A 22,469-nucleotide genomic window follows, 5' to 3' on the forward strand; every position below is an offset into this window, starting at 1 on the left:
GCCACGCACTTCGAGGGGTGAGACTACGTGATGGGTCGAGGGCCGGTGCGATGATGGACGCACAGCGGGCCGCCCTCGGGCGGTCCGTCACAATGACGGCCGGACATCGGGAGGGGGGACGTGTGGTCGCGGAGACCAGGTACGCCGCGGGGAGCGGCCTGTTGATGGGCTTCGGCGACCACTGGCTCCTGCTGACCGACCCCCACGACGACGCGGTGGTGGACGACCTCTGGGAGGCCCTCTCCTCCCGCGACCCCCTCGCCCAGGTGCTCGCCGTGGCCGAGCGCGCCTTCTCCGGCGAGGTGCCGGGGCTCGCGCTGGTCGACGTGGGCCCGGGCGCCGGTCCCGGTGGCCCGCGCGAGCTGTCCCGGGGCACGGGCACCGTCGAGGCCCACGACGGCGGCTGGGCCCTCGGCCTCGGCGGCAGGCCCGCGCCCGACGCCGGACGGCTCCTGCTCGGCGGCGTGGTGGCGGCCGACGCGGCCGTGGTGCGGCCGGCCGGCCGCGCGGCCGCGGCCGCGCCCGCGAGCGGCGGGCTGATCGACGGGATCCCCACCGACATCCTGCTGGCCCGGGGGCCGGAGGGCCCGCCGCCGCGACGCCCCGTGGTGCGGCGGCACGACCCGGCCGACTCCACCTCGCGGGAGACCACCGAGCCCGACCCCTCCCTCGTGGAGCTGCACGCGGGGGCCATCACGGCCGTCCCTTCAGTCATCGCGCCCGCGGCGCCACCGGAGTCCGCAGCGCTTGCGGAGCCCGCAGCGCCCGCGCGCGTCGACGAGCCCGTGGCCGGGCCCGCTCCCGAGGCCGCTGCCCAGGTCGGCGCGGCCTCCCCCGACGAGCCCTCCCCCACCGGGACGTCCCCCGCCCCGGAGCCGGCGCCCGCGGGTGCGGCCGACCACGACGGGAGCACCGTCTTCCGCCCCGACCACCTCGTGGCGACCGGGATGGTCGAGTCGGTGGACGCCGTGTGGTGCCCCGCCGGCCACCTCACGCCGCCGCACCAGCCCCTGTGCCGGATCTGCCGTGCCCAGGTCGCGCCGCAGCACCCGCAGCGGGTGCCCCGCCCGGTGCTGGGCGGCCTGCGCCTGGCGACCGGCGAGGTCGTCCCGCTCGACCGCGCCGTGGTGCTCGGCCGCCGCCCGCAGCCCCTGCCCGCGCCGGGCGAGTGGCCCCACCTGGTGACCGTCCCGTCGGATCACGGCTTCGTCTCCCGGATGCACCTCCACCTCACCGTCGAGGGTTGGCAGGTCGTCGCCCGCGACCTCGGGTCCCGCGGGGGGACGACGCTCAAGGTGCCCGGCCAGGAGCCCGTGAGGATGGTCCCCGAGCGTCCCTACGCGCTCGAGCCCGGTCACGTGCTGGACCTCGCCGACACCTACGAGGTCCGCTACGAGGTCGGGCCCGACGCCGGTGCGAGCGGCGCGTCCGGCGACGGGGGTGGCCCAGCGTCGTGAGCGCTCCCCACCTCCCCGGGTTCACCTTCGTCGAGCACCTCGGATCCGGCGGCTTCGCCGACGTCTTCCTCTACGAGCAGGAGTGGCCGCGCCAGCGCGTCGCCGTGAAGGTCGTGCGCCCCGACGTCCCGCTGACCGACCGGGAGAAGTCGCTCTTCGCCGCGGAGGCCAACGCGATGGCGCGGCTGGCCGACCACCCCTACATCGTCTCGGTGATCACGGCCGGCATCACCGAGGAGGGCGGCCGCCCGTTCCTGGTGATGCGCTACTGCCCGCCGCCCGACCTCGGGGTGCGGGTGCGAGCCAACCCGATGGCGCCCGCCGAGGCGATCGCCACCGGCATCAAGCTGGCGAGCGCCATCGAGACGGCGCACCGCTCCGGGATCCTGCACCGGGACATCAAGCCGAGCAACGTGCTGGTGACGACCTACCACGAGCCCGCCCTCACCGACTTCGGCATCGCCGGCCACATCCAGGACGTCGAGGGGGACAACGACGTCCGGATCTCCTACCCCTGGTCGCCGCCCGAGATGCTCGACGGCCGGTCCAACGGCTCCGTCGCCTCCGACGTCTACTCCCTCGGCGCCACCATCTGGCACCTCCTGGTCGGCCGGTCGCCGTTCTCGGTGCCCAACGGAGACAACTCCACCCGCGCCCTGAGCGCCCGGATCCTGCACGCGGCGCCCCCCGCGACGCAGCGTCCCGACGTGCCGCCCGCCCTGGACCGCCTGCTCCAGCAGTGCCTCGCGAAGAACCCCGACCACCGCCCCCGCACCGCCCTCGACCTGGCCCGGGCGCTCCAGCGGATCGAGGCCGACGCGGGCTTCAGCCGGACCCCGGTCGCCGTCGAGGGCGACCGGTCCGACGAGGCGGTCTCGCTCCCCCGGCCCGCCCCGGTGGCGCCCGACCTGCCCGGGTCCACCCCCCCGCCGGCGGGGGCGGCGGACGAGGACCACACGGTGATGAAGCCTGTCACGGTGCTGACCGCCGGCCCCCGGCCCAGCGAGCCGCGGCGCGCCACCACTCCGCACGACGAGCCGGACGCCGACGAGGAGCAGCAGGAACGCCGCGGTCCGGCGGCGACGGTGGGGGCGGTGGTCGCCGTGCTGCTGCTCGTCGGGGTGGTCGCCGGCCTCCTGCTGCGCGACGAGCCGGAGCGGGACGACCCGCTGCCCCCGCCGCCGCCCCCGACGCTGCTGGTCGGGCTCGACCAGCCGACGGTGCGCGCGGAGCGTGGCCCCGAGGGCGTCACGTTCTCCTGGAGCGTCCCCGGCGGGCCGAGCCGTGGGGACCGCTGGCGGCTCTACCTGGTCGAGCGCGACGAGTACCGCACGATGCGCAAGACGAGCCTGCTGCTCCGCACGCCGGAGCGGTCCTGCCTCACCGTGACGCTGGAGCGCGGCGACCAGGCCTCGCCGCCCGGCCGCGAGTGCGGCTGACCGCTGGGCCGCCGCGGGTCGGGCTCAGTCGGCTCGTCCGCCGAAGGGGACGCCCAGCTCGCCCAGCCGCTGCTCCCCGCCGTCGAGGTCGGTCAGCACCCAGGCCCCCTCGGGCGTGAGCGTGAAGGTGTGCTCGAAGTGCGCGGACCAGGACCCGTCGGCGGTCACGACCGTCCACTCGTCGTCCTCGAGCTCGGTCTCCTTCGTCCCGAGGGTGACCATCGGCTCGACCGCGAGCGCGAGCCCCCGGACGAGCTTGGGTCCACGCCCGGGACGGCCGTAGTTGGGGACGTTGGGCGGCTGGTGCATCTGGGTGCCGATGCCGTGGCCCGTGTAGTCCTCGAGGATCCCGTAGTCGCCGCACGAGCGCACGTGGGACTCGATCGCGTGGGAGATGTCGGTGACCCGACCGCCCAGGCGCGCAGCCGCGATCCCCCGCCACAGGCTCTCCTCGGTGACCTCGAGGAGCCGGGCCACCTCGTCGGGGACGGCGCCCACCGCGATCGTGACGGCCGCGTCGCCGTGCCAGCCGTCGACGATGGCGCCGCAGTCGATGGAGACGACGTCGCCCTCGGCCAGGACCCGCCCGCCGGGGATCCCGTGGACCACCTGCTCGTTGACGGAGGCACAGATCGTCGCCGGGAACGGCGGGTGGCTGTAGCCCTTGAACGACGGGATGCCGCCGTGGGAGCGGATGTGGTCCTCCGCGACGGCGTCGAGCTCGGCGGTGCTGACGCCGGGCCGCACCGACGCGCGCAGCAGCTCCAGCGTCCGGCCCACCAGGAGCCCCGCGACGCGCATGCGCTCGATCTGCTCGGGGGTCTTGATCTCCACCCCGCGGTCGCGGAAGCCCACGTCGACCTGCGTCAGGCCCCGGGCAGGGCGTCGAGCGCGGCGAAGACCCGCGAGGTGACCTCCGCGACCTCGCCCATGCCGTCCACCTCGAGGAGCAGCCCGCGCTCGCGGTAGACGTCGATCAGCGGGGCGGTCTCCTTGGCGTAGACCTCCTGCCGACGCCGGATCACGTCCTCGGTGTCGTCGGCGCGCCCCTCGACGACGGCGCGCTGCAGCAGCCGCTGGACGATCTCCTCGCCGTCGACGGTGAGGACGACGACGGCCTGGAGCTCGCAGCCCCGCTCCGTCAGCATGCCGTCCAGCTCCTGGACCTGCGCCACCGTGCGGGGGTAGCCGTCGAGCAGGAAGCCCGGCTCGCAGTCGGCTTCCGCGAGGCGGTCGCGCACCATGGCGTTGGTGACGGTGTCAGGGACGTACTCCCCCGCGTCCATGAACCGCTTGGCCTCCACCCCGAGCGGGGTGCCCTCCGAGACGTTGGCCCGGAAGATGTCGCCGGTCGAGATCGCGGGGATGCCGTAGTGCTCGGCGATGAACCTGGCCTGGGTGCCCTTGCCGGCCCCGGGCGGTCCCATGATGATCAGACGCATCAGCTGAGGAACCCTTCGTAGTTGCGCTGCTGGAGCTGGCTCTCGATCTGCTTCACCGTGTCCAGGGCGACGCCCACCATGATCAGGATGGAGGTGCCGCCGAAGGGGAAGTTCTGGTTGGCGCCGATCAGCGCCAGCGCGACCAACGGGATCAGCGAGATGAGGCCCAGGTAGAGGGCGCCCGGGAAGGTGATCCGGGACAGGACGTACGACAGGTACGACTCGGTCGGCTTGCCAGCCCGGATCCCGGGGATGAAGCCGCCGTACTTCTTCATGTTGTCGGCCACTTCCTGCGGGTTGAACGTGATCGACACGTAGAAGTACGTGAAGAAGATGATCAGCAGGAAGTAGGTGGCCATGTAGAGCGGGTGGTCGCCGGAGACGAAGTAGCGGTTGACGAACCGCAGCACCGGGTTGCTCGTGCTGTCGTTGAACTGCACCGCCATGGCGGGCAGGTAGAGCAGCGACGACGCGAAGATGACCGGGATGATGCCGGCCTGGTTGACCTTGAGCGGGATGTACGTCGAGGAGCCGCCGAACATCTTGCGACCCACCATCCGCCGGGCGTACTGCACCGGGATCCGGCGCTGCGCCTGCTCGATGAAGATGACGCCCGCGACGATGACCAGACCGATCACCATGACGATCCCGAAGGTCACCCAGCCCTTGGTGACCTGCACCTGCCACATGGAGCTGGGGAAGGTCGCGACCACCTGGGCGAAGATCAGCAGCGACATGCCGTTGCCGACGCCGCGGTCGGTGATCAGCTCGCCGAGCCACATGATGACCGCGGTGCCCGCGGTCATGGTGATCACCATGATGAGGAACGTGCTGGTGCCGTCGCTGTGCAGGAGCGGCTCGGTGCAGCCCTGGATCAGGTTGCCCGAGCGAGCGAGCGCGACGATGCCGGTGGCCTGCAGCAGCGCCAGGCCCAGGGTGAGGTACCGGGTGTACTGGGTGATCTTGGTCTGCCCCGCCTGGCCTTCCTTCTTCAGCGCCTCGAGCCGTGGGATCACCACGACGAGCAGCTGCAGGATGATGCTGGCGGTGATGTACGGCATGATCCCCAACGCGAAGATCGTCAGCTGGAGCAGCGCGCCACCGGAGAACATGTTGATCAGGTTGTAGATCCCCTGGTCCTCCACGGCGGCCAGGCACGACTGCACGTTGGCGACGTTGACCCCGGGGGCCGGGACCTGGGAGCCGAGCCGGAAGAGCGTCAGGATCAGCAGGACGAACAGCAGCTTGCGCCGCAGGTCCGGCGTCCGGAAAGCGTTGGCGAACGCGCCTAGCACTGGTTCCTCTTTCTCAGCTGGGTCTGGGTGCGGGACTGGCCCGGCACCCGGGACGTGGGCCAGGCGAGCGGCGTCCGAGCAGAGCTCGAGGCACGCGTCACGAGGACCCGGGAGAGCCTAACAGGAGCGGCAGGTCCTCCTGCACGAAGCACGGGGCCCGTCACCGCCGTCCGTGGACGGCCGGGACGAGCCCCGTGCTGGGTCGTGCGCAGGTCAGGCGACCGTGGTGCTGCCGCCGGCAGCCTCGATCTTCTCCTTGGCCGAGCCGGAGAACGCGTTCGCGGTCACCTGGACCTTGACCGAGATCTCGCCCTGGCCCAGGACCTTGACCGGGTGGCCCTTGCGGACCGCACCCTTGGCGACCAGGTCCTCGACCGTCACGGCGCCCCCCTCGGGGAACAGCTCGCCGAGCTTGTCGAGGTTGACGACCTGGAACTCCACCTTGAAGGGGTTCTTGAACCCCTTCAGCTTGGGGAGCCGCATGTGGATCGGCATCTGGCCACCCTCGAAGGCGACCGGGACCTGGTAGCGGGCCTTGGTTCCCTTGGTACCGCGACCCGCGGTCTTGCCCTTCGAGGCCTCACCGCGACCCACGCGGGTCTTGGCCGTCTTGGCGCCGGGAGCCGGACGCAGGTGGTGCAGCTTGAGCGTCATCTCACTCCACCTCCTCAACCGTCACCAGGTGACGGACAGTGTTGACCATGCCCCGGATCTCGGGACGGTCCTCCTTGACCACGACGTCGCCGATCCGCTTGAGACCGAGCGTGCGCAGGGTCTCGCGCTGGTTGGCCTTGAGGCCGACGAGGCCGCGCTTCTGCTGGACCTTGAGCTGAGCCATCAGGAGGCCACCTCCGCCCGTGCCTTCAGGATCGCGGCGGGCGTGACCTGCTCGACGGTGAGGCCACGACGTGCGGCCACGGCCTCGGGCTCCTCGAGCATCCGCAGCGCCTCGACGGTCGCGTGCACGATGTTGATCTGGTTCGACGACCCCAGCGACTTGCTGAGGACGTCGTGGATCCCGGCGCACTCGAGCACCGCACGCACCGGACCACCGGCGATGACACCGGTACCGGGGGCCGCCGGACGCAGCAGCACGACACCGGCCGCCTTCTCGCCCTGGACCGGGTGCGGGATCGTGCCCTGGATGCGGGGGACCTTGAAGAAGTGCTTCTTGGCCTCCTCGACACCCTTGGCGATGGCCGCGGGAACTTCCTTCGCCTTGCCGTAGCCGACGCCGACCAGACCCTCACCGTCGCCGACGATCACGAGGGCGGTGAAGCTGAAGCGACGACCACCCTTCACGACCTTGGCGACACGGTTGATCGCAACGACGCGCTCGATGTAGGCGGTCTTGTCAGCGCTCTGGTCGCGGCGGCCGTCACGATTGCGGCCTCCGGACTGGCGCTCGCCACCGCGCTGTCCGCGCTGGGCTCCGCTCATGAGACTTTCCTCTTCTCTCTCTTGCTTGTCCGTGCGATCAGAAGGCCAGGCCGCCCTCACGGGCGGCGTCCGCCAGGGCCGCGACGCGGCCGTGGTACTTGTTGCCGGCGCGGTCGAAGACCACGCCCTCGACACCGGCGGCCTTGGCGCGCTGGGCCACCAGCTCGCCGACCTTCTTCGCCTTCGCGGTCTTGTCGCCCTGCACGGAGCGCACGTCGGCCTCCATGGTCGAGGCGTACGCGAGGGTGCGGCCCACGAGGTCGTCGACCACCTGCACGCTGATGTGCTTGGCGGACCGGGTCACGACCAGGCGGGGACGCTCAGGCGTGCCCGAGATGCGCTTGCGACCACGCATCTGGCGACGCAGGCGCGAGCGGACCCGACCGGCGGTGTGCTTGTTGTTCGACAGCGAGATAGCCATGACTCACTTACCAGCCTTTCCGACCTTGCGGCGGATCTGCTCGCCGGCGTAGCGCACGCCCTTGCCCTTGTAGGGCTCGGGCTTGCGGATCTTGCGGATGTTGGCAGCGGTCTCGCCGACCAGCTGCTTGTCGATGCCCACCACGCCGAACTTGGTGGGCCCCTCGACGGTGAAGGTGATGCCCTCGGGGGCGTCCACGACCACCGGGTGGGAGAAACCGAGCTGGAACTCGAGCTGCGTCGGGCCCTTGGGCAGGACCCGGTAGCCGACGCCCACGATCTCGAGCTTCTTCTCGTAGCCCTCGGTGACACCGACGACCATGTTGTTGATCAGGGTGCGGGTCAGGCCGTGCAGCGAACGGCTGTCGCGGTGGTCGTCGGGGCGCTTGACCTCGAGCACACCGTCCTCGCCCTTGTCGACCGTGATCGGCCGGGCGACGTGGTGGGTCAGGGTGCCCTTGGGGCCCTTGACGGTCACCAGGGTGTCATCGATCTGCACGTCCACGCCGGACGGGACCGTGATCGGGAGCTTGCCAATGCGTGACATTGTTTTCGTCCTCCTTCGGTCTCGTCGTCACCAGACGTAGGCGAGGACTTCCCCACCCACGCCCTTCTGGTTGGCCTGTCGGTCGGTCAGCAGGCCTTGGCTCGTGGAGATGATCGCGACACCCAGCCCGCCGAGCACCTTCGGGAGACCCGTGGACTTGGCGTAGACCCGGAGACCGGGCTTGCTGATGCGCCGGACGCCCGCGATGGAGCGCTCACGGTTGCGGCCGTACTTGAGGGTGATGTGGAGCGTCTTGCCCACCTCGCCCTCGGTCGGCTCCTTCACGTCGAACGAGGTGATGTAGCCCTCCTGCTGGAGGATCTCCGCGACGCCGGCCTTCAGCTTGCTGTAAGGCATCGACACCGCGTCGTGGTACGCCTGGTTGGCGTTGCGCAGACGCGTGAGCATGTCTGCGATCGGGTCAGTCATCGTCATGGCCGGTCAGGCCCTTTCTCTCTGTGGTTTCGGCCCGGTTCCCGTGCAGGGGGGCCGACCTTCAGCGGTTGGTTGTTGGCAGTGGAGGTCGTCGTCACCAGGAGGACTTGGTCACACCGGGCAGCTCGCCGCGGTGCGCCATCTCCCGCAGGCAGATCCGGCACAGGCCGAACTTGCGGTAGACGGCCTTGGGACGGCCGCAGCGCTGGCAGCGGGTGTAGCCACGGACGGCGAACTTCGGCTTGCGGGCCGCCTTCACCTTCAGAGCAGTCTTCGCCATGTCAGTTCTCCTTGAACGGGAAGCCGAGGTGCTTGAGCAGCGCCCGACCCTCGTCGTCGTTGGTGGCCGTGGTCACCACGGTGATGTCCATCCCGCGAGACCGGTCGATCTTGTCCTGGTCGATCTCGTGGAACATCACCTGCTCGGTGAGACCGAACGTGTAGTTGCCACGACCGTCGAACTGCTGGGGCGAGAGGCCGCGGAAGTCGCGGATGCGGGGCAGCGCCAGGGACAGCAGGCGGTCCAGGAACTCCCACATCCGGTCGCCGCGGAGCGTCACGTGGGCGCCGATCGGCATGCCCTCGCGCAGCTTGAACTGGGCGATGGACTTGCGGGCCTTCGTCACCATCGGCTTCTGGCCGGTGATGGCGGTGAGGTCCTTGATGGCACCCTCGATCAGCTTCGAGTCGCGAGCCGCCTCGCCGACGCCCATGTTGACCACGATCTTGGTCAGGCCGGGCACCTGCATGACGTTCTTGATGTCGAACTCGGACTGCAGCGCGGGGAGGATCTCCTCGCGGTAGCGCGTCTTGAAGCGCGGGGCGGCGCTCTCAGGGGCGGTCTGGGTCATGTCAGATCTCCTTCCCGGACTTGCGGGACACGCGGACGCTGCGCTCGGCCGTGTAGGTCGAGCCGTCGGCGCGACGCTTGGTGACCTCGTCGCGGCGGAAGCCGACGCGGGTGACGCCGTCACCCTCGACCAGCATCACGTTGGAGACGTGGATCGGCGCCTCGGCGGTGATGATGCCGCCGGTGTTGCCGGAGCCGGAGTTGACGACCTTGGTGTGCCGCTTGATGCGGTTGACGCCCTCGACGATGACCCGACGCTCCTCGCGGAGCACGCGGATGACCTTGCCCTGGGCACCCTTGTCCTTGCCGGCGATGACCTTGACGGTGTCGCCCTTCTTGATGTTCACGCTCGGCGACTTCTTGGCCATCACAGCACCTCCGGGGCGAGCGAGATGATCTTCATGAACTTCTTCTCGCGCAGCTCGCGGCCCACGGGGCCGAAGATGCGGGTGCCGCGCGGCTCACCGTCGTTCTTGAGGATGACGGCCGCGTTCTCGTCGAAGCGGATGTACGAGCCGTCGGCGCGACGGCGCTCCTTGACGGTGCGCACGACGACGGCCTTCACGACGTCACCCTTCTTCACGTTGCCACCGGGGATCGCGTCCTTGACGGTGGCGACGATGGTGTCGCCGATGCCGGCGTAGCGACGACCCGAGCCGCCGAGAACACGGATGCAGAGGATCTCCTTCGCACCGGTGTTGTCGGCGACCTTGAGCCGCGACTCCTGCTGGATCATTGGTTTCTCCTGGTTGTCGAGCTGGTTCTCGTCCCCCTGGGGCGACGAGCCTGGCCGAACTGTTGGTTGGAAATCGTGGTTCGCCGGAGGCGAAAGGTCACTTGGCCTTCTCGACGACCTGGATCACGCGCCAGCGCTTGGTCGCCGACAGCGGACGGGTCTCCATGATGAGGACCCGGTCGCCGATGCCGCACTCGTTGGCCTCGTCGTGCGCCTTGAGCTTCGAGGTCTTGCGCATGACCTTGCCGTAGAGGGCGTGCTTGACGCGGTCCTCGACGGAGACGACGACGGTCTTCTCCATCTTGTCGCTCACGACCAGGCCCTCACGGACCTTGCGGGCGTTGCGTGCAGCCTCGACCGCGGTGTCCTTCTGGCTCATGCGCCTGCCTCTTCCTTGCTCTCGGCGCCCGGCGCGGTCCGGATGCCGAGCTCGCGCTCACGCACCACGGTGTAGATCCGGGCGATGTCCTTCTTGACCGTGCGCAGACGGCCGTGGCTCTCCAGCTGCCCGGTGGCAGCCTGGAAGCGGAGGTTGAACAGCTCCTCCTTGGCCTCCCGCAGCCGACCCTCGAGGTCGGACGCGCTCAGGTCGTCGAGCGCGGTGGCGCTCAGCTTGTTGCTCATCAGAATTCACCAGCCTCGCGGGAGATGAACCGGCACTTCATCGGGAGCTTGTGCATCGCGCGGCGCATGGCCTCGCGGGCGACGTCCTCGGTGACACCGGACAGTTCGAACATGACGCGGCCGGGCTTGACGTTCGCCACCCACCACTCGGGGGAGCCCTTGCCGGAACCCATGCGGGTCTCAGCAGGCTTCTTGGTCAGCGGGCGGTCCGGGTAGATGTTGATCCAGACCTTTCCGCCACGCTTGATGTGACGGGTCATGGCGATACGAGCGGACTCGATCTGACGGTTCGTCACGTAGTGGCCCTCGACCGCCTGGATGCCGAAGTCGCCGAAGGCGAGCTTCGTGCCACCCTTCGCCGCACCGGTCCTCTTGGGGTGGTGCTGCTTGCGGTGCTTGACACGACGGGGCATCAACATGATGCTCAGCCCTCCTGTCCGGTAGCTGCGACCTCGGCCGCCGGCGCCTCGGCGGCTGCCGGAGCAGCGGCCTCGGTCGCGGGCGCGTCGGTGCGGGGGGCGCGGTCGCCGCGCGAGCCACGGCTCGGGCGGTCGCCGCCACGGGCGGGACGGCCACCGCGACCGGGGGCACCGGCGCGGGCGGCCTGCTGGGCCTGGCGCTCGGCACGACTGCCGGAGACCTCGCCCTTGTAGATCCAGACCTTCACGCCGATCCGGCCGAAGGTCGTGCGGGCCTCGTAGAAGCCGTAGTCGATGTCGGCGCGCAGGGTGTGCAGCGGCACGCGGCCCTCGCGGTAGAACTCGGTGCGCGACATCTCGGCGCCGTTGAGGCGGCCGGAGCACTGGATCCGGATGCCCTTGGCACCGGAGCGCATCGAGGTCTGCATCGCCTTGCGCATGGCGCGACGGAACTGCACGCGGCCCGAGAGCTGCTCGGCGACGCCCTGGGCGACCAGCTGCGCGTCGACCTCGGGGCTCTTCACCTCGAGGATGTTCAGCTGGACCTGCTTGCCGGTGAGCTTCTCGAGCTCGCCGCGGATGCGGTCGGCCTCGGCGCCGCGGCGGCCGATGACGATGCCCGGGCGGGCCGTGTGGATGTCCACCCGGACCCGGTCACGGGTGCGCTCGATCTCGACCTTGGAGATCCCGGCCCGCTCCATGCCCTTGGAGAGCAGCTTGCGGATCGCGACGTCCTCGCCGACGTAGGACTTGTACAGCTTGTCGGCGTACCAGCGGGACTTGTGGTCCGTGGAGATGCCGAGGCGGAAGCCGTTGGGGTTGATCTTCTGGCCCATTACTTGGAACCGCCCTTCCGTGCCTTGGAGGCGTCGACGACATCGACCGGCTGGACGGCCAGGGTGATGTGGCTGGTGCGCTTGTTGATCCGGGTCGCACGACCCTGCGCACGCGGGCGCCAGCGCTTCATGGTGGGACCCTCGTCGACCATGGCCACGGAGACGACCAGGTCGCCGGTGGCGAGGCCCTCGGCGCCCGCGTTGGCGATGGCGCTCTCCAGCACCTTGTAGACGGTCTCCGAGGCGGCCTGCGGCGCGAACTGCAGGAGCGCCAGGGCCTCGTCGACGGGAAGGCCGCGGACCATGTCGACGACACGGCGAGCCTTCATGGGGGTGATTCGTACGTAACGCGCGCTCGCGAAGGCGCCCGGCTGGTCGCCGAGCAGCGACTCGCGACGGGCGCTCGTGCGCCTGCGCTCAGTAACGCTCATGGCTGCTTATCTCCTATGGCTCGCCCCGCGTCAGCGGCGGCGACCCTTCCGGTCTTCCTTCACGTGCCCGCGGTAGGTGCGGGTGGGGGCAAACTCACCGAGCTTGTGGCCGACCATCGAGTCGGTCACGAAGACGGGAACGTGCTTGCGACCGTCGTGCACGGCGATCGTGTGGCCGATCATCGCGGGGACGATCATGGAGCGCCGGGACCAGGTCTTGATGACGTTGTGGCTGCCCTTGTCGTTCTCGGCGTCCACCTTCTTCATCAGGTGGTCGTCGACGAAGGGGCCCTTCTTCAGGCTGCGAGGCATCTGTCTCTCGTCCTATCCTCAGCGCTTGTTCTTGCCGGACTTGCGGCGGCGGATGATCTGGGAGTCCGACGCCTTGCGCTTGCGCGTGCGGCCCTCGGGCTTGCCCCAGGGGGACACCGGGTGACGACCACCCGAGGTCTTGCCCTCTCCACCACCGTGCGGGTGGTCGACCGGGTTCATGACGACACCGCGGACGGTGGGACGACGGCCCTTCCAGCGCATCCGGCCGGCCTTGCCCCAGTTGATGTTCGACTGCTCGGCGTTGCCGACCTCACCGATCGTGGCGCGGCAGCGCACGTCGACGAACCGCATCTCGCCCGAGGGCATCCGCAGCGTGGCGCGGGAGCCCTCCTTGGCGACCAGCTGGGCGGAGATGCCGGCGGACCGGGCGATCTTCGCGCCGCCGCCGGGGCGCAGCTCCACGCAGTGGATGGTCGTGCCGACCGGGATGTTGCGCAGCGGCAGGTTGTTGCCGGGCTTGATGTCGGCGTTGACGCCGCTCTCGACCGGGGTGCCCTGCGCCAGGTCCTTCGGCGCGATGATGTAGCGCTTCTCGCCGTCGGCGTAGTGCAGCAGCGCGATGCGCGCGGTGCGGTTGGGGTCGTACTCGATGTGAGCGACCTTGGCCGGCACGCCGTCCTTGTCGTAGCGACGGAAGTCGATGATCCGGTAGGCCCGCTTGTGGCCGCCACCCTGGTGACGCGTGGTGATGCGTCCCTGGTTGTTGCGGCCGCCCTTCTTGGGCAGCGGACGGGTCAGCGACTTCTCCGGCGTGGTCCGGGTGATCTCGACGAAGTCGGCCACCGAGGAGCCACGACGGCCCGGGGTGGTCGGCTTGTACTTGCGGATAGCCATTCTCAGTCCTAATTCTTCGCCTTCGTGTGCCCGGTCAGCCGACCGGACCCCCGAAGATGTCGATGCGGTGACCCTCGGCGAGGCTGACGATGGCGCGCTTGGTGTCCTTGCGCTTGCCCAGACCGTTGCGGGTGCGACGGGTCTTGCCCTGGCGGTTGAGGGTGTTGACCGACGTCACCTTGACGCCGAACACCTTCTCGACCGCGATCTTGATCTCGGTCTTGTTCGCGTCCGGGTGGACGAGGAAGGTGTACTTGTTGGCGTCGAGCAGGCCGTAGCTCTTCTCGGAGACGACCGGCGCGAGCAGGATGTCGCGGTGGTCCTTGTGCAGGGTGCTCACTTCTGGTCCTCCCCGGCCTTCGTGGACGTGGCCCGGGCGGCGACGAACGCGTCGTACGCACCCTTGGTGAAGACCACGTCGTCCGAGGCCAGCACGTCGTAGGTGTTGAGCTGGTCGACCGCCACGATGTGCACCTGCGGCGCGTTGCGCAGCGAGAGCCAGGTCAGGGCGTCGCTGCGCTCCAGGACCAGCAGGTAGCGGGCCCGGTCGGTGAGACCGGAGAGCGCGGCCAGGGCAGCCTTGGTGGAGGGCTTCTCGCCCTCCACGAGGCCGTCGACCACGTGGACGCGACCGTTGCGGGCCCGGTCGGAGAGGGCACCGCGCAGGGCGGCGGCCTTCATCTTCTTGGGGGTGCGCTGGTCGTAGCTGCGCGGCTGCGGGCCGTGCACGGTGCCACCGCCGGCGAACTGCGGCGCGCGGGTCGAGCCCTGACGGGCGCGGCCGGTGCCCTTCTGCTTGTAGGGCTTGCGGCCACCGCCGCGGACCTCGCCGCGGGTCTTGGTGGCGTGCGTGCCCTGGCGGGCAGCGGCCTGCTGGGCCACGACCACCTGGTGGATCAGGGGGACGTTGACCTCGACGTCGAAGATCTCGGCGGGGAGATCGACCTTGACGGTCTTGGTAGCCATGTGGATCAGGCCTCCTTGCCAGCAGTGGCGACGCTCTTGGCGGCCGAGCGCAGCACCACGAGACCGCCCTTGGGGCCGGGGACGGCACCCTTGAGCAGGATCAGGCCCTTCGCGGCGTCCACGGCGTGCACGGTGACGTTCTGGGTGGTGACGGTGTCGTTGCCCATCCGGCCCGACATCCGGGTGCCCTTGAAGACGCGGCCCGGGGTGGCGCAGGCGCCGATCGAGCCGGGCTTGCGGTGGTTGCGGTGGGCACCGTGCGAGGCGGAGACGCCGGCGAAGCCGTGACGCTTCATCGTGCCGGCGAAGCCCTTGCCCTTGCTGGTGCCGGTGACGTCGACCTGCTCGCCGGCGGAGAACAGCTCGGGGCTGAGCTCCTGGCCGACGGTGTAGCTGGCGGCGTCCGCGGTCCGGATCTCGACCAGGTGGCGACGGGGGGTGGTCCCCGCCTTGGCAAAGTGACCCGCCTCGGGCTTGTTGACCTTGCGCGCCTCGATCTCGCCGAAGCCGACCTGGACGGCGTTGTAGCCGTCGGTCTCGGGCTGGCGGACCTGGGTCACGACGTTGGTCGCGGCCGCGATCACGGTCACGGGGACGACGCGGTTGTTCTCGTCCCACAGCTGGGTCATGCCGAGCTTGGTGCCCAGCAGCCCCTTCACGTTTCGTTCGAAAGTCATCTCGTCAGACCTCAGAGCTTGATCTCGATGTCGACACCGGCAGGCAGATCGAGGCGCATCAGCGAGTCGACCGTCTTCGGAGTCGGGTCGATGATGTCGATGAGGCGCTTGTGCGTGCGCATCTCGAAGTGCTCGCGGGAGTCCTTGTACTTGTGGGGCGAGCGAATGACGCAGTACACGTTCTTCTCGGTCGGCAGCGGCACGGGGCCGGCGACCTTGGCACCCGTGCGGGTGACGGTGTCCACGATCTTGCGCGCCGAGGTGTCGATCACCTCGTGGTCATAGGCCTTGAGCCTGATGCGGATCTTCTGTCCCGCCATAGGTCTCTCTCGTCCTTCTCTCGCACCCCGGGAGGTGCCGCGTCACGGTCTTGTTCTCTCGACACGGCCCCCGGGTGGAGCCGCACCGCCTGTCCTCACCTTCACCGCCGACCCCCGCGGTCGGGCGTGTCGCCATTTTTCCTTGCGACGCGACCTGACCACAGCACCGGAGTCCTGCGGTGTCGTTCCTTGGTGCCCGGCGGTTCGCCGGGCCGATCGGGTCTCGGCCTGAAGACTCTTCAGATGGTGCTTCCCACGCAGGGACCACCGAGCCAGGGCACACGGTGGCCGGAGCCACCGGGAGACGCGATTCAGTAGTCAAGGTGAGACGCACCCCGGCGACCCGCCGGAGCAACCGGACTATCTTGGCAGACCGCCACGGCATCGACCAAATCGAGGTGTCCGGAAGGCGCACGGGCCTGCCGGTGAGGGTGTTCAGTCCGTCGCCGCTGCCCGGCGGTAGGTCAGGTCGGTGATCTCCCGGCCCTTGTCCAGCCCCTTGCGCTCGAACTTGGTGACGGGCCGCTCCGCCCAGCGCGGCACCGCTCCCCCGGTCAGCAGCGGCTCGGCGTCGAGCACCTCGACCATCTGCTCGGCGTAGTCGGCCCAGTCGGTCGCCAGCCGCCAGAGTGCGCCGGGCGCGAGCCGCGAGGCGGCGACCGAGGCGAACGCCGGGGAGACCAGGCGCCGCTTGTTGTGCTTCTTCTTGTGCCACGGGTCCGGGAAGAAGGTCCAGAGCTCGGTGACGGAGCCGGGCGCCAGGACGTGCTCGAGGAACCAGGCGGCGTCGACCGAGCAGAACCGGACGTTGTCCGCGCCGGCCTCCGCCGCACGCCACAGGCCGTCGGCCACGCCGGGCCGCCAGACCTCCAGCGCCAGCACGTTGCACTCCGGCCGGGCCGCCGCCAGGACGGCGGTGGCCTCCCCCACCCCGGACCCGATCTCCACGACCAGCGGGGCGCTGCGGCCGAACCGGGCGTCCAGGTCGAAGCCCGGCCGGTCCACCGCCTCGTCGGGGATCACCCAGTCGGCCTGGTGCGCCGCCCACCCCTCCGCCTGGCGCGGGGTGAACCGGCTCCCCCGGCGCGAGTAGGAGAGCACCTCGCGCATCCGGCGGCCGTCCTCGGTCAGCTTGAGGTGCGGGCGCGCGGGTCGGACGGTCTCGGGGGCGTGGGGCTGCTCGGTCACCGGTCCATTCTCCCCGGCCGCCCTAGGATCGCGTGCATGGCCTCCGCCCCGCGTCGCGTGCCCGGCGACGTGCTCGTCCACCTGCGGCGCGCCCGGGACCACATGGACCGGCACTTCGCCGAGGAGCTCGACCTCGACCGGGTGGCGGCGGTGGCGGGGCTGAGCAAGTACCACTTCCTGCGGCTCTTCGCGGCGACGTACCGGATCACCCCGGCGGCCTACCTGGCCGAGCGCCGGATCGAGCGGGCGCAGGACCTGCTGCGCGCGACGAACCTCACCGTGACCGAGGTCTGCCACGCGGTCGGCTACAGCAGCCTCGGCTCCTTCTCCAGCCGCTTCACCGAGGTCACCGGCGAGACGCCGAGCGCCTTCGCCCGGCGGTACGCCGTCACCGGCGCGCCGCGGATCCCCGGCTGCCACCTCTTCATGGCCGGCCTGCTGGAGCGCAGGAGCGCAACTGCGGAGAAGCCGGACGGGCCCGGGTCTCCCTAGGGTCGGGGCATGACCACGCAGATCACCAACGTCTCCCTCGTCTCCGTCTGGGTGAAGGACATCGACGAGTCCAAGGCCTTCTACACCGACGTCCTGGGGTTCGAGGTCGGCGACGACCTCACCCTCGGTCCCGACTTCCGCTGGTGCACCGTCTTCCACCCGCGCCAGCCCGAGCTGCACCTGCACCTCACCACCCCCAGCGGCCCGCTGCCCGACTACCTGATCGAGGCCATGCAGCGCGCCCAGGCCGAGGGCGGGCTGCCCGGCGTCGGGCTGCACGTCGAGGACTGCCGCCGGGTCTTCGAGGAGCTCAGCGCCAAGGGCGTGGAGTTCCTGCAGGAGCCCGAGGACCGCCCGTACGGCGTGGAGGCGCTCATGCGGGACAACTCCGGCAACTGGATGGTGCTGGTCCAGCCGCGCGAGTTCACGCCCGAGGACTTCGAGGGCGTCGACATGTCCTGAGCCGCGGTCGCGGCGCCCTGGGCGCCGGGCCGCTCACATGAGGAAGGTGAAGAGCGGCGAGCCCGGGGAGACCTGCTCGATGGTGAGCGGGCTGCGGTGCATTCGGCCGAGCAGGGCGCCGAGGTCGTCGGCCCGCTCCAGCTCGATCCCGACGAGCGCCGGCCCGGTCTCGCGGTTGTTCTTCTTCACGTAGTCGAAGACCACGATGTCGTCGCCCTCCCCCAGCACGTCCTCGAGGAAGTGCCGCAGGGCCCCCGGCTCCTGGGGGAAGGAGACGAGGAAGTAGTGGCGCAGGCCCTGGTGGATGAGCGACCGCTCCAGGATCTCGCCGTACCGGCTGACGTCGTTGTTGCCGCCGGAGACGAGGCAGACCACCGCCTGGTCGGCCGGCACCCGCCCGGCGAGCTCCCGCGCCGCGGTGCTGGCCAGCGCGCCGGCAGGCTCCGCGATGATCCCGTCGACCTGGTAGAGCTCGAGCATCTCGGTGCAGACCGCGCCGGCGTCCACGCGGACCACCTCGTCGACGAGGTCCCGCACCACCGGGTAGGTCAGTTCCCCGACCCGGCCCACGGCCGCGCCGTCGACGAACGTGTCCACGTGGTCGAGGGCGACGGGGCCTCCTGCGGCGAGCGCCGCGGTCATGCTGGCGGCACCGCTCGGCTCGACCCCCACGATCCGGACCCGGGGGTGACGCTCGCGCAGCCACAGGGCCATCCCGGCCACGAGGCCCCCGCCGCCCACGGGGGCGAGCAGGGTGTGCAGCGGGCGGTCGAGCTGGGACACGACCTCGGGGGCGACGGTCCCCTGGCCCAGGATCGTCCGCGCGTCGTCGAAGGGGTGGACGAAGACCGCCCCGGTCCGCTCGGCGTCCTCGCGCGCCGCGGCGCCCGCGACGTCGTACGTGCTCCCGGCCACCACCAGCTCGACGCGCCCCTCCCCCAGCGCCACGATCCGCTGCCGCTTCTGTCGCGGGGTGTTGCCGGGGACGTAGACGCGCCCCTCGATGCCGAGCCGCGCGCAGCTCCACGCCACCCCCTGGCCGTGGTTGCCGGCGCTCGCGCAGACCACGCCGCGACGCCGCTCGGCCTGCGTCAGCCCGTCGATGAGGTGGAAGGCTCCGCGGACCTTGTAGGACCGGGTGATCTGGCGGTTCTCCCGCTTGAGGTGCACCTGGGCGCCGACGACGTCGGAGAGCCGGGGGCTCAGCTCGAGCTCGGTCCGGCGTACGACGGGCGCCAGCAGGGCGGCGGCCGCCTCCACCCCGGCGGCGTCAAGGTCAGGTCGGGTCACCCGGGCAGCCTACGGGGACGCAGAACGGCCCCGGACCGTGAGGTCCGGGGCCGTCCTGGTGGATCAGCTGGTCTGGCGACCAGCGGCGATCACTTGGTGATCTTGGTGACCCGGCCGGCGCCGACGGTGCGGCCACCCTCGCGGATCGCGAACTTCAGGCCCTCGTCCATGGCGATGGGCTGGATGAGCTCGACCGACATCTCGGTGTTGTCACCCGGCATCACCATCTCGGTGCCCTCGGGGAGGGTCACGACGCCAGTCACGTCCGTGGTGCGGAAGTAGAACTGGGGACGGTAGTTGTTGAAGAACGGCGTGTGACGGCCGCCCTCCTCCTTCGAGAGGATGTAGACCGAGGCCTCGAAGTTGGTGTGCGGGGTCGTGGTGCCCGGCTTGATGACGACCATGCCGCGCTCGACGTCCTCGCGCTTGGTGCCACGGAGGAGCAGACCGACGTTCTCACCGGCCTGGCCCTCGTCGAGCAGCTTGCGGAACATCTCGACACCGGTGACGGTGGTCTTCTGCGAGCCCTCGCGGATGCCGACGATCTCGACCTCCTCGTTGACCTTCACGATGCCCCGCTCGATGCGGCCGGTGATGACCGTGCCGCGACCGGTGATGGTGAAGACGTCCTCGACGGGCATGAGGAACGGCTTGTCGACCTCACGCTCGGGGGTCGGGATGTAGTCGTCGACCGCCTGCATGAGCTCGGCGATCGAGTCGCCCCACTTGGCGTCGCCCTGCAGCGCCGGGAAGGCCGCCACGCGGACCACGGGGATGTCGTCGCCCGGGTACTCGTACTCGGAGAGGAGCTCGCGCACCTCCATCTCGACGAGCTCGATGAGCTCCTCGTCGTCGACCATGTCGCACTTGTTGAGCGCCACGACCAGGGCGGGCACGCCGACCTGGCGGGCGAGCAGCACGTGCTCGCGGGTCTGCGGCATCGGGCCGTCGGTGGCGGCCACGACCAGGATCGCGCCGTCCATCTGCGCGGCACCGGTGATCATGTTCTTGATGTAGTCCGCGTGACCGGGGCAGTCGACGTGCGCGTAGTGGCGGCCCTCGGTCTGGTACTCGACGTGCGCGATCGAGATCGTGATGCCGCGCTGCCGCTCCTCGGGAGCCTTGTCGATCTGGTCGAAGGCCGAGGCCTCGTTCAGGTCCGGGTGCTTGTCGTGCAGGACCTTGGTGATCGCCGCGGTCAGAGTGGTCTTCCCGTGGTCGATGTGACCGATCGTACCGATGTTGACGTGCGGCTTGGTCCGCTCGAACTTCGCCTTAGCCACTGTGGGCTCCTCCTGTTGGTTGTTTCTTGACTCGTGAGTGGTGTGGTGCAGCCGAGGATCCGGGCGAGGTCACTCGCCGCGGACCTTCTTGGTGATCTCGTCGGCGATGTTCGAAGGAACCTCGGCGTACGAGTCGAACTCCATCGAGTACGACGCCTGCCCGGAGGTCTTGGACCTCAGGTCGCCAACGTACCCGAACATCTCTGACAGCGGCACGAGGGCGGAGACGACCAGGTCGCCGTGCCGCTCCTCCTGCGCGCGGATCTGCCCACGGCGGCTGTTGATGTCGCCGATCACCGTGCCGAGGAACGACTCGGGGGTCGTGACCTCGACCGCGAACATGGGCTCGAGCAGGACGGCCTGAGCCCGCTGCGCGGCCTCCTTGAAGCCCTGCAGACCGGCGATCTTGAACGCCAGCTCGGACGAGTCGACGTCGTGGTAGGCGCCGTCCTCGAGCGAGACCTTCACGTCGACCATGGGGAAGCCGGCCTTGACGCCGAACTGCATGGCCTCCTGGGCGCCCTGGTCCACCGAGGGGATGTACTCCTTCGGCACACGGCCACCGGAGACGTTGTTGACGAACTCGTAGCCGGCACCCAGGCCGGTCTCGGGGTCGATGTTCGGCTCGATCGACATGACGATCTTGGCGAACTGGCCCGAGCCACCGGTCTGCTTCTTGTGGGTGTAGCTGTGGTTCTCCACCTTGCGGCGGATGGTCTCGCGGTAGGCGACCTGCGGCTTGCCGACGGTGGCCTCGACGCGGAACTCGCGCTTCATCCGGTCGACCAGGATCTCCAGGTGGAGCTCGCCCATGCCGGCGATGATGGTCTGGCCCGTCTCCTCGTCGGTCTTGACGGTGAAGGTCGGGTCCTCCTCGGAGAGGCGCTGGATCGCGGTGCCCAGCTTCTCCTGGTCGGACTTCGTCTTCGGCTCGATGGCGACCTCGATCACCGGGGCCGGGAACGTCATCGACTCGAGGACGACCTGGTTGGACGGGTCGGAGAGCGTGTGACCGGTCTTCGTGTCCTTGAGGCCCATGACGGCCACGATCTGGCCGGCGCCGACCGACGCGATCTCCTCACGCTTGTTGGCGTGCATCTGGTAGACCTTGCCGATCCGCTCCTTGCGGCCGTTGGTCGAGTTGACCACGGTGCCGCCGGCCTCGAGCTTGCCCGAGTAGACGCGGACGAAGGTGAGGCGGCCCAGGTGCGGGTCGGCGGCGATCTTGAACGCCAGCGCGGAGAGCGGCTCGTCGTCGGCCGGCTTGCGCAGGACCTCCTCGTCCTCCTTGTTGGGCTTGTGGCCCACGATCGCCTCGACGTCGAGCGGCGAGGGGAGGTAGTCGACGATCGCGTCGAGCAGGGGCTGGACGCCCTTGTTCTTGAACGCGGTGCCGGTGAGGACGGGGTTGACCTTGTCGCCCAGGGTCGCGCGACGGATGGCGGCCTTGAGGGTGGGCACGTCGAAGACGTCACCGTCCTCGAGGTAGACCTCCATGATCTCGTCGTCGGCCTCGGCGAGGGTCTCGACGAGCTTCTCGCGGTACTCGGCGGCCTTGTCGGCGAGGTCGGCGGGAATCTCCTCGACGACGTAGTCCTCGCCCTGCTGGGTCTCGCCGCGCCAGAGCTTGGCGTTCATCTCGACCAGGTCGACGACGCCGACGAAGTCGGACTCGGCACCGATCGGGATCTGGAGGACCAGCGGGGTCGCGTTGAGCTTCGAAACGATGGTGTCGACGACGCGGTAGAAGTCGGCACCGGTGCGGTCGAGCTTGTTGACGAAGCACATGCGCGGCACGGCGTACTTGTTGGCCTGGCGCCACACGGTCATCGACTGGGGCTCGACGCCCGCGACACCGTCGAAGACGGCGACGGCGCCGTCGAGGACGCGCAGCGAGCGCTCGACCTCGACCGTGAAGTCGACGTGGCCCGGGGTGTCGATGATGTTGATCTGGTGCTGCTTCCACCAGCAGGTGGTGGCGGCGGAGGTGATGGTGATCCCCCGCTCCTGCTCCTGCTCCATCCAGTCCATCGTGGCGCCACCGTCGTGGACCTCACCGATCTTGTAGGTGATGCCGGTGTAGAAGAGGATGCGCTCGGTCGTGGTGGTCTTGCCGGCGTCGATGTGCGCCATGATGCCGATGTTGCGGACCTTGTTGAGGTCCGTGGTGATGTCAACGGCCACTGAAAGTCACAGTTCCTTACGAGATCGAGGGTGCGGGTGGTGTCGGGCGTACGCCGCGCGGGCGGCGTA

Annotated in this window: 31 protein-coding genes and 1 pseudogene; 4 read left to right on the forward strand and 28 right to left on the reverse strand. The window is 69.8% G+C overall.

Annotation, left to right across the window (positions count from 1 at the left end):
• Window positions 1-122: 122 nt before the first annotated feature.
• Both DNK53_RS14120 and DNK53_RS14125 read left to right on the forward strand, forming a co-directional pair.
• On the forward strand, window positions 123-1,457 hold the full coding sequence (locus tag DNK53_RS14120) for an FHA domain-containing protein (protein WP_110182942.1): 1,335 nt from the start codon (window positions 123-125) through the stop codon (window positions 1,455-1,457).
• Entirely contained in the window at window positions 1,454-2,896 is a 1,443-nt protein-coding gene (locus DNK53_RS14125; RefSeq protein WP_110182943.1) for a serine/threonine-protein kinase, read from the forward strand. Before DNK53_RS14120 ends, DNK53_RS14125 begins: the two co-directional genes overlap by 4 nt.
• Before the next feature lie 24 nt (window positions 2,897-2,920).
• Here the strand turns inward: DNK53_RS14125 and map are convergent, their stop codons facing one another.
• From map to trmB, 25 genes and pseudogenes are all read right to left on the reverse strand, one after another.
• Window positions 2,921-3,751 (reverse strand): type I methionyl aminopeptidase, encoded by an 831-nt coding sequence (map, locus tag DNK53_RS14130; protein WP_110182944.1) that lies wholly within the window; start codon window positions 3,749-3,751, stop codon window positions 2,921-2,923.
• A gap of 11 nt (window positions 3,752-3,762) precedes the next feature.
• Window positions 3,763-4,338 carry an adenylate kinase gene (locus DNK53_RS14135; RefSeq protein WP_110182945.1) on the reverse strand — a complete coding sequence of 192 codons (576 nt, stop codon included), beginning with the start codon at window positions 4,336-4,338 and terminating at the stop codon, window positions 3,763-3,765.
• Window positions 4,338-5,633, reverse strand: coding sequence for a preprotein translocase subunit SecY (gene secY, locus DNK53_RS14140; protein ID WP_110182946.1), 1,296 nt, complete (start codon window positions 5,631-5,633; stop codon window positions 4,338-4,340). The genes DNK53_RS14135 and secY overlap by 1 nt, the downstream gene beginning before the upstream one ends.
• A gap of 213 nt (window positions 5,634-5,846) precedes the next feature.
• Window positions 5,847-6,287 (reverse strand): 50S ribosomal protein L15, encoded by a 441-nt coding sequence (rplO, locus tag DNK53_RS14145; RefSeq protein ID WP_110182947.1) that lies wholly within the window; start codon window positions 6,285-6,287, stop codon window positions 5,847-5,849.
• A 1-nt stretch (window position 6,288) separates the two neighbouring features.
• Window positions 6,289-6,471 carry a 50S ribosomal protein L30 gene (gene rpmD, locus DNK53_RS14150; protein WP_101525234.1) on the reverse strand — a complete coding sequence of 61 codons (183 nt, stop codon included), beginning with the start codon at window positions 6,469-6,471 and terminating at the stop codon, window positions 6,289-6,291.
• Window positions 6,471-7,073 carry a 30S ribosomal protein S5 gene (rpsE, locus tag DNK53_RS14155; RefSeq protein WP_110182948.1) on the reverse strand — a complete coding sequence of 201 codons (603 nt, stop codon included), beginning with the start codon at window positions 7,071-7,073 and terminating at the stop codon, window positions 6,471-6,473. The genes rpmD and rpsE overlap by 1 nt, the downstream gene beginning before the upstream one ends.
• 37 nt (window positions 7,074-7,110) lie before the next feature.
• Window positions 7,111-7,494, reverse strand: coding sequence for a 50S ribosomal protein L18 (gene rplR, locus DNK53_RS14160; protein ID WP_110182949.1), 384 nt, complete (start codon window positions 7,492-7,494; stop codon window positions 7,111-7,113).
• Window positions 7,495-7,497: 3 nt separating this feature from the next.
• Window positions 7,498-8,040, reverse strand: coding sequence for a 50S ribosomal protein L6 (rplF, locus tag DNK53_RS14165; RefSeq protein WP_110182950.1), 543 nt, complete (start codon window positions 8,038-8,040; stop codon window positions 7,498-7,500).
• 27 nt (window positions 8,041-8,067) lie between these two features.
• Window positions 8,068-8,475, reverse strand: a complete 408-nt coding sequence (gene rpsH, locus DNK53_RS14170; RefSeq protein ID WP_110182951.1) for a 30S ribosomal protein S8 — start codon at window positions 8,473-8,475, stop codon at window positions 8,068-8,070.
• Between the two features lie 94 nt (window positions 8,476-8,569).
• Window positions 8,570-8,755, reverse strand: coding sequence for a type Z 30S ribosomal protein S14 (locus tag DNK53_RS14175; protein ID WP_011757321.1), 186 nt, complete (start codon window positions 8,753-8,755; stop codon window positions 8,570-8,572).
• A gap of 1 nt (window position 8,756) precedes the next feature.
• Window positions 8,757-9,326 (reverse strand): 50S ribosomal protein L5, encoded by a 570-nt coding sequence (gene rplE, locus DNK53_RS14180; RefSeq protein ID WP_110182952.1) that lies wholly within the window; start codon window positions 9,324-9,326, stop codon window positions 8,757-8,759.
• A 1-nt stretch (window position 9,327) separates the two neighbouring features.
• Entirely contained in the window at window positions 9,328-9,693 is a 366-nt protein-coding gene (gene rplX, locus DNK53_RS14185; RefSeq protein ID WP_110182953.1) for a 50S ribosomal protein L24, read from the reverse strand.
• Complete coding sequence (rplN, locus tag DNK53_RS14190) at window positions 9,693-10,061, reverse strand: 50S ribosomal protein L14 (RefSeq protein WP_110182954.1); 369 nt, start codon at window positions 10,059-10,061, stop codon at window positions 9,693-9,695. Before rplN ends, rplX begins: the two co-directional genes overlap by 1 nt.
• A gap of 97 nt (window positions 10,062-10,158) precedes the next feature.
• Window positions 10,159-10,440 (reverse strand): 30S ribosomal protein S17, encoded by a 282-nt coding sequence (rpsQ, locus tag DNK53_RS14195; RefSeq protein ID WP_110182955.1) that lies wholly within the window; start codon window positions 10,438-10,440, stop codon window positions 10,159-10,161.
• The gene (rpmC, locus tag DNK53_RS14200) at window positions 10,437-10,685 is read right to left on the reverse strand and encodes a 50S ribosomal protein L29 (RefSeq protein WP_110182956.1); all 249 of its coding nucleotides are present in this window, start codon (window positions 10,683-10,685) and stop codon (window positions 10,437-10,439) included. The genes rpsQ and rpmC overlap by 4 nt, the downstream gene beginning before the upstream one ends.
• Window positions 10,685-11,104 (reverse strand): 50S ribosomal protein L16, encoded by a 420-nt coding sequence (gene rplP / locus DNK53_RS14205; RefSeq protein WP_110182957.1) that lies wholly within the window; start codon window positions 11,102-11,104, stop codon window positions 10,685-10,687. Before rplP ends, rpmC begins: the two co-directional genes overlap by 1 nt.
• Before the next feature lie 5 nt (window positions 11,105-11,109).
• The gene (rpsC, locus tag DNK53_RS14210) at window positions 11,110-11,940 is read right to left on the reverse strand and encodes a 30S ribosomal protein S3 (RefSeq protein ID WP_110182958.1); all 831 of its coding nucleotides are present in this window, start codon (window positions 11,938-11,940) and stop codon (window positions 11,110-11,112) included.
• A complete protein-coding gene (rplV, locus tag DNK53_RS14215; RefSeq protein WP_110182959.1) occupies window positions 11,940-12,371 on the reverse strand; it encodes a 50S ribosomal protein L22 in 432 nt (143 codons plus the stop codon). Before rplV ends, rpsC begins: the two co-directional genes overlap by 1 nt.
• Before the next feature lie 30 nt (window positions 12,372-12,401).
• Window positions 12,402-12,683, reverse strand: a complete 282-nt coding sequence (gene rpsS / locus DNK53_RS14220) for a 30S ribosomal protein S19 (protein ID WP_110182960.1) — start codon at window positions 12,681-12,683, stop codon at window positions 12,402-12,404.
• A gap of 18 nt (window positions 12,684-12,701) precedes the next feature.
• Window positions 12,702-13,538: a 50S ribosomal protein L2 gene (gene rplB, locus DNK53_RS14225; protein WP_110182961.1), complete on the reverse strand. Its 837-nt coding sequence runs from the start codon at window positions 13,536-13,538 to the stop codon at window positions 12,702-12,704.
• A 34-nt stretch (window positions 13,539-13,572) separates the two neighbouring features.
• Window positions 13,573-13,878 carry a 50S ribosomal protein L23 gene (gene rplW / locus DNK53_RS14230; RefSeq protein WP_110182962.1) on the reverse strand — a complete coding sequence of 102 codons (306 nt, stop codon included), beginning with the start codon at window positions 13,876-13,878 and terminating at the stop codon, window positions 13,573-13,575.
• A gap of 14 nt (window positions 13,879-13,892) precedes the next feature.
• A pseudogene (gene rplD / locus DNK53_RS14235) lies at window positions 13,893-14,504 on the reverse strand (50S ribosomal protein L4); the annotation flags it as partial.
• A gap of 5 nt (window positions 14,505-14,509) precedes the next feature.
• The gene (gene rplC, locus DNK53_RS14240; protein WP_110182964.1) at window positions 14,510-15,181 is read right to left on the reverse strand and encodes a 50S ribosomal protein L3; all 672 of its coding nucleotides are present in this window, start codon (window positions 15,179-15,181) and stop codon (window positions 14,510-14,512) included.
• Window positions 15,182-15,192: 11 nt separating this feature from the next.
• Window positions 15,193-15,501, reverse strand: a complete 309-nt coding sequence (gene rpsJ, locus DNK53_RS14245) for a 30S ribosomal protein S10 (protein ID WP_008360994.1) — start codon at window positions 15,499-15,501, stop codon at window positions 15,193-15,195.
• 435 nt (window positions 15,502-15,936) lie between these two features.
• The gene (trmB, locus tag DNK53_RS14250) at window positions 15,937-16,689 is read right to left on the reverse strand and encodes a tRNA (guanosine(46)-N7)-methyltransferase TrmB (RefSeq protein ID WP_239456538.1); all 753 of its coding nucleotides are present in this window, start codon (window positions 16,687-16,689) and stop codon (window positions 15,937-15,939) included.
• 36 nt (window positions 16,690-16,725) lie between these two features.
• Here trmB and DNK53_RS14255 point away from each other — a divergent pair, with 36 nt between their 5' ends.
• Both DNK53_RS14255 and DNK53_RS14260 read left to right on the forward strand, forming a co-directional pair.
• Entirely contained in the window at window positions 16,726-17,181 is a 456-nt protein-coding gene (locus DNK53_RS14255) for a helix-turn-helix transcriptional regulator (protein ID WP_110182965.1), read from the forward strand.
• 9 nt (window positions 17,182-17,190) lie between these two features.
• Window positions 17,191-17,643 (forward strand): VOC family protein, encoded by a 453-nt coding sequence (locus DNK53_RS14260; protein WP_110182966.1) that lies wholly within the window; start codon window positions 17,191-17,193, stop codon window positions 17,641-17,643.
• A 33-nt stretch (window positions 17,644-17,676) separates the two neighbouring features.
• On the opposite strand, the gene ilvA is transcribed toward DNK53_RS14260, so the two are convergent.
• The 3 genes from ilvA to fusA all read right to left on the reverse strand — a co-directional run bounded on the left by ilvA (window position 17,677) and on the right by fusA (window position 22,400).
• Window positions 17,677-18,933, reverse strand: coding sequence for a threonine ammonia-lyase IlvA (ilvA, locus tag DNK53_RS14265; RefSeq protein WP_110182967.1), 1,257 nt, complete (start codon window positions 18,931-18,933; stop codon window positions 17,677-17,679).
• Between the two features lie 89 nt (window positions 18,934-19,022).
• On the reverse strand, window positions 19,023-20,216 hold the full coding sequence (tuf, locus tag DNK53_RS14270; protein WP_110182968.1) for an elongation factor Tu: 1,194 nt from the start codon (window positions 20,214-20,216) through the stop codon (window positions 19,023-19,025).
• Window positions 20,217-20,285: 69 nt separating this feature from the next.
• Window positions 20,286-22,400 carry an elongation factor G gene (gene fusA, locus DNK53_RS14275; protein ID WP_110182969.1) on the reverse strand — a complete coding sequence of 705 codons (2,115 nt, stop codon included), beginning with the start codon at window positions 22,398-22,400 and terminating at the stop codon, window positions 20,286-20,288.
• Window positions 22,401-22,469: the final 69 nt, after the last annotated feature.

This window comes from Nocardioides solisilvae, assembly GCF_003194625.1.
Classification (GTDB): domain Bacteria; phylum Actinomycetota; class Actinomycetes; order Propionibacteriales; family Nocardioidaceae; genus Nocardioides; species Nocardioides solisilvae.

What these genes read in the sequence shown, in the direction of transcription:
- DNK53_RS14135 (WP_110182945.1), bottom strand. Translation starts at nt 4,338, where the DNA reads ATGCGTCTGATCATCATGGGACCGCCCGGGGCCGGCAAGGGCACCCAG.
- rplO (WP_110182947.1), bottom strand. Translation starts at nt 6,287, where the DNA reads ATGACGCTCAAGCTGCACCACCTGCGTCCGGCTCCCGGCGCCAAGACG.
- rpmD (WP_101525234.1), bottom strand. Translation starts at nt 6,471, where the DNA reads ATGGCTCAGCTCAAGGTCCAGCAGAAGCGCGGCCTCGTCGGCCTCAAG.
- rpsE (WP_110182948.1), bottom strand. Translation starts at nt 7,073, where the DNA reads ATGAGCGGAGCCCAGCGCGGACAGCGCGGTGGCGAGCGCCAGTCCGGA.
- rplR (WP_110182949.1), bottom strand. Translation starts at nt 7,494, where the DNA reads ATGGCTATCTCGCTGTCGAACAACAAGCACACCGCCGGTCGGGTCCGC.
- rplF (WP_110182950.1), bottom strand. Translation starts at nt 8,040, where the DNA reads ATGTCACGCATTGGCAAGCTCCCGATCACGGTCCCGTCCGGCGTGGAC.
- rpsH (WP_110182951.1), bottom strand. Translation starts at nt 8,475, where the DNA reads ATGACGATGACTGACCCGATCGCAGACATGCTCACGCGTCTGCGCAAC.
- DNK53_RS14175 (WP_011757321.1), bottom strand. Translation starts at nt 8,755, where the DNA reads ATGGCGAAGACTGCTCTGAAGGTGAAGGCGGCCCGCAAGCCGAAGTTC.
- rplE (WP_110182952.1), bottom strand. Translation starts at nt 9,326, where the DNA reads ATGACCCAGACCGCCCCTGAGAGCGCCGCCCCGCGCTTCAAGACGCGC.
- rplX (WP_110182953.1), bottom strand. Translation starts at nt 9,693, where the DNA reads ATGGCCAAGAAGTCGCCGAGCGTGAACATCAAGAAGGGCGACACCGTC.
- rplN (WP_110182954.1), bottom strand. Translation starts at nt 10,061, where the DNA reads ATGATCCAGCAGGAGTCGCGGCTCAAGGTCGCCGACAACACCGGTGCG.
- rpsQ (WP_110182955.1), bottom strand. Translation starts at nt 10,440, where the DNA reads ATGAGCCAGAAGGACACCGCGGTCGAGGCTGCACGCAACGCCCGCAAG.
- rpmC (WP_110182956.1), bottom strand. Translation starts at nt 10,685, where the DNA reads ATGAGCAACAAGCTGAGCGCCACCGCGCTCGACGACCTGAGCGCGTCC.
- rplP (WP_110182957.1), bottom strand. Translation starts at nt 11,104, where the DNA reads ATGTTGATGCCCCGTCGTGTCAAGCACCGCAAGCAGCACCACCCCAAG.
- rpsC (WP_110182958.1), bottom strand. Translation starts at nt 11,940, where the DNA reads ATGGGCCAGAAGATCAACCCCAACGGCTTCCGCCTCGGCATCTCCACG.
- rplV (WP_110182959.1), bottom strand. Translation starts at nt 12,371, where the DNA reads ATGAGCGTTACTGAGCGCAGGCGCACGAGCGCCCGTCGCGAGTCGCTG.
- rpsS (WP_110182960.1), bottom strand. Translation starts at nt 12,683, where the DNA reads ATGCCTCGCAGCCTGAAGAAGGGCCCCTTCGTCGACGACCACCTGATG.
- rplB (WP_110182961.1), bottom strand. Translation starts at nt 13,538, where the DNA reads ATGGCTATCCGCAAGTACAAGCCGACCACCCCGGGCCGTCGTGGCTCC.
- rplC (WP_110182964.1), bottom strand. Translation starts at nt 15,181, where the DNA reads ATGACTTTCGAACGAAACGTGAAGGGGCTGCTGGGCACCAAGCTCGGC.
- rpsJ (WP_008360994.1), bottom strand. Translation starts at nt 15,501, where the DNA reads ATGGCGGGACAGAAGATCCGCATCAGGCTCAAGGCCTATGACCACGAG.
- DNK53_RS14255 (WP_110182965.1), top strand. Translation starts at nt 16,726, where the DNA reads ATGGCCTCCGCCCCGCGTCGCGTGCCCGGCGACGTGCTCGTCCACCTG.
- DNK53_RS14260 (WP_110182966.1), top strand. Translation starts at nt 17,191, where the DNA reads ATGACCACGCAGATCACCAACGTCTCCCTCGTCTCCGTCTGGGTGAAG.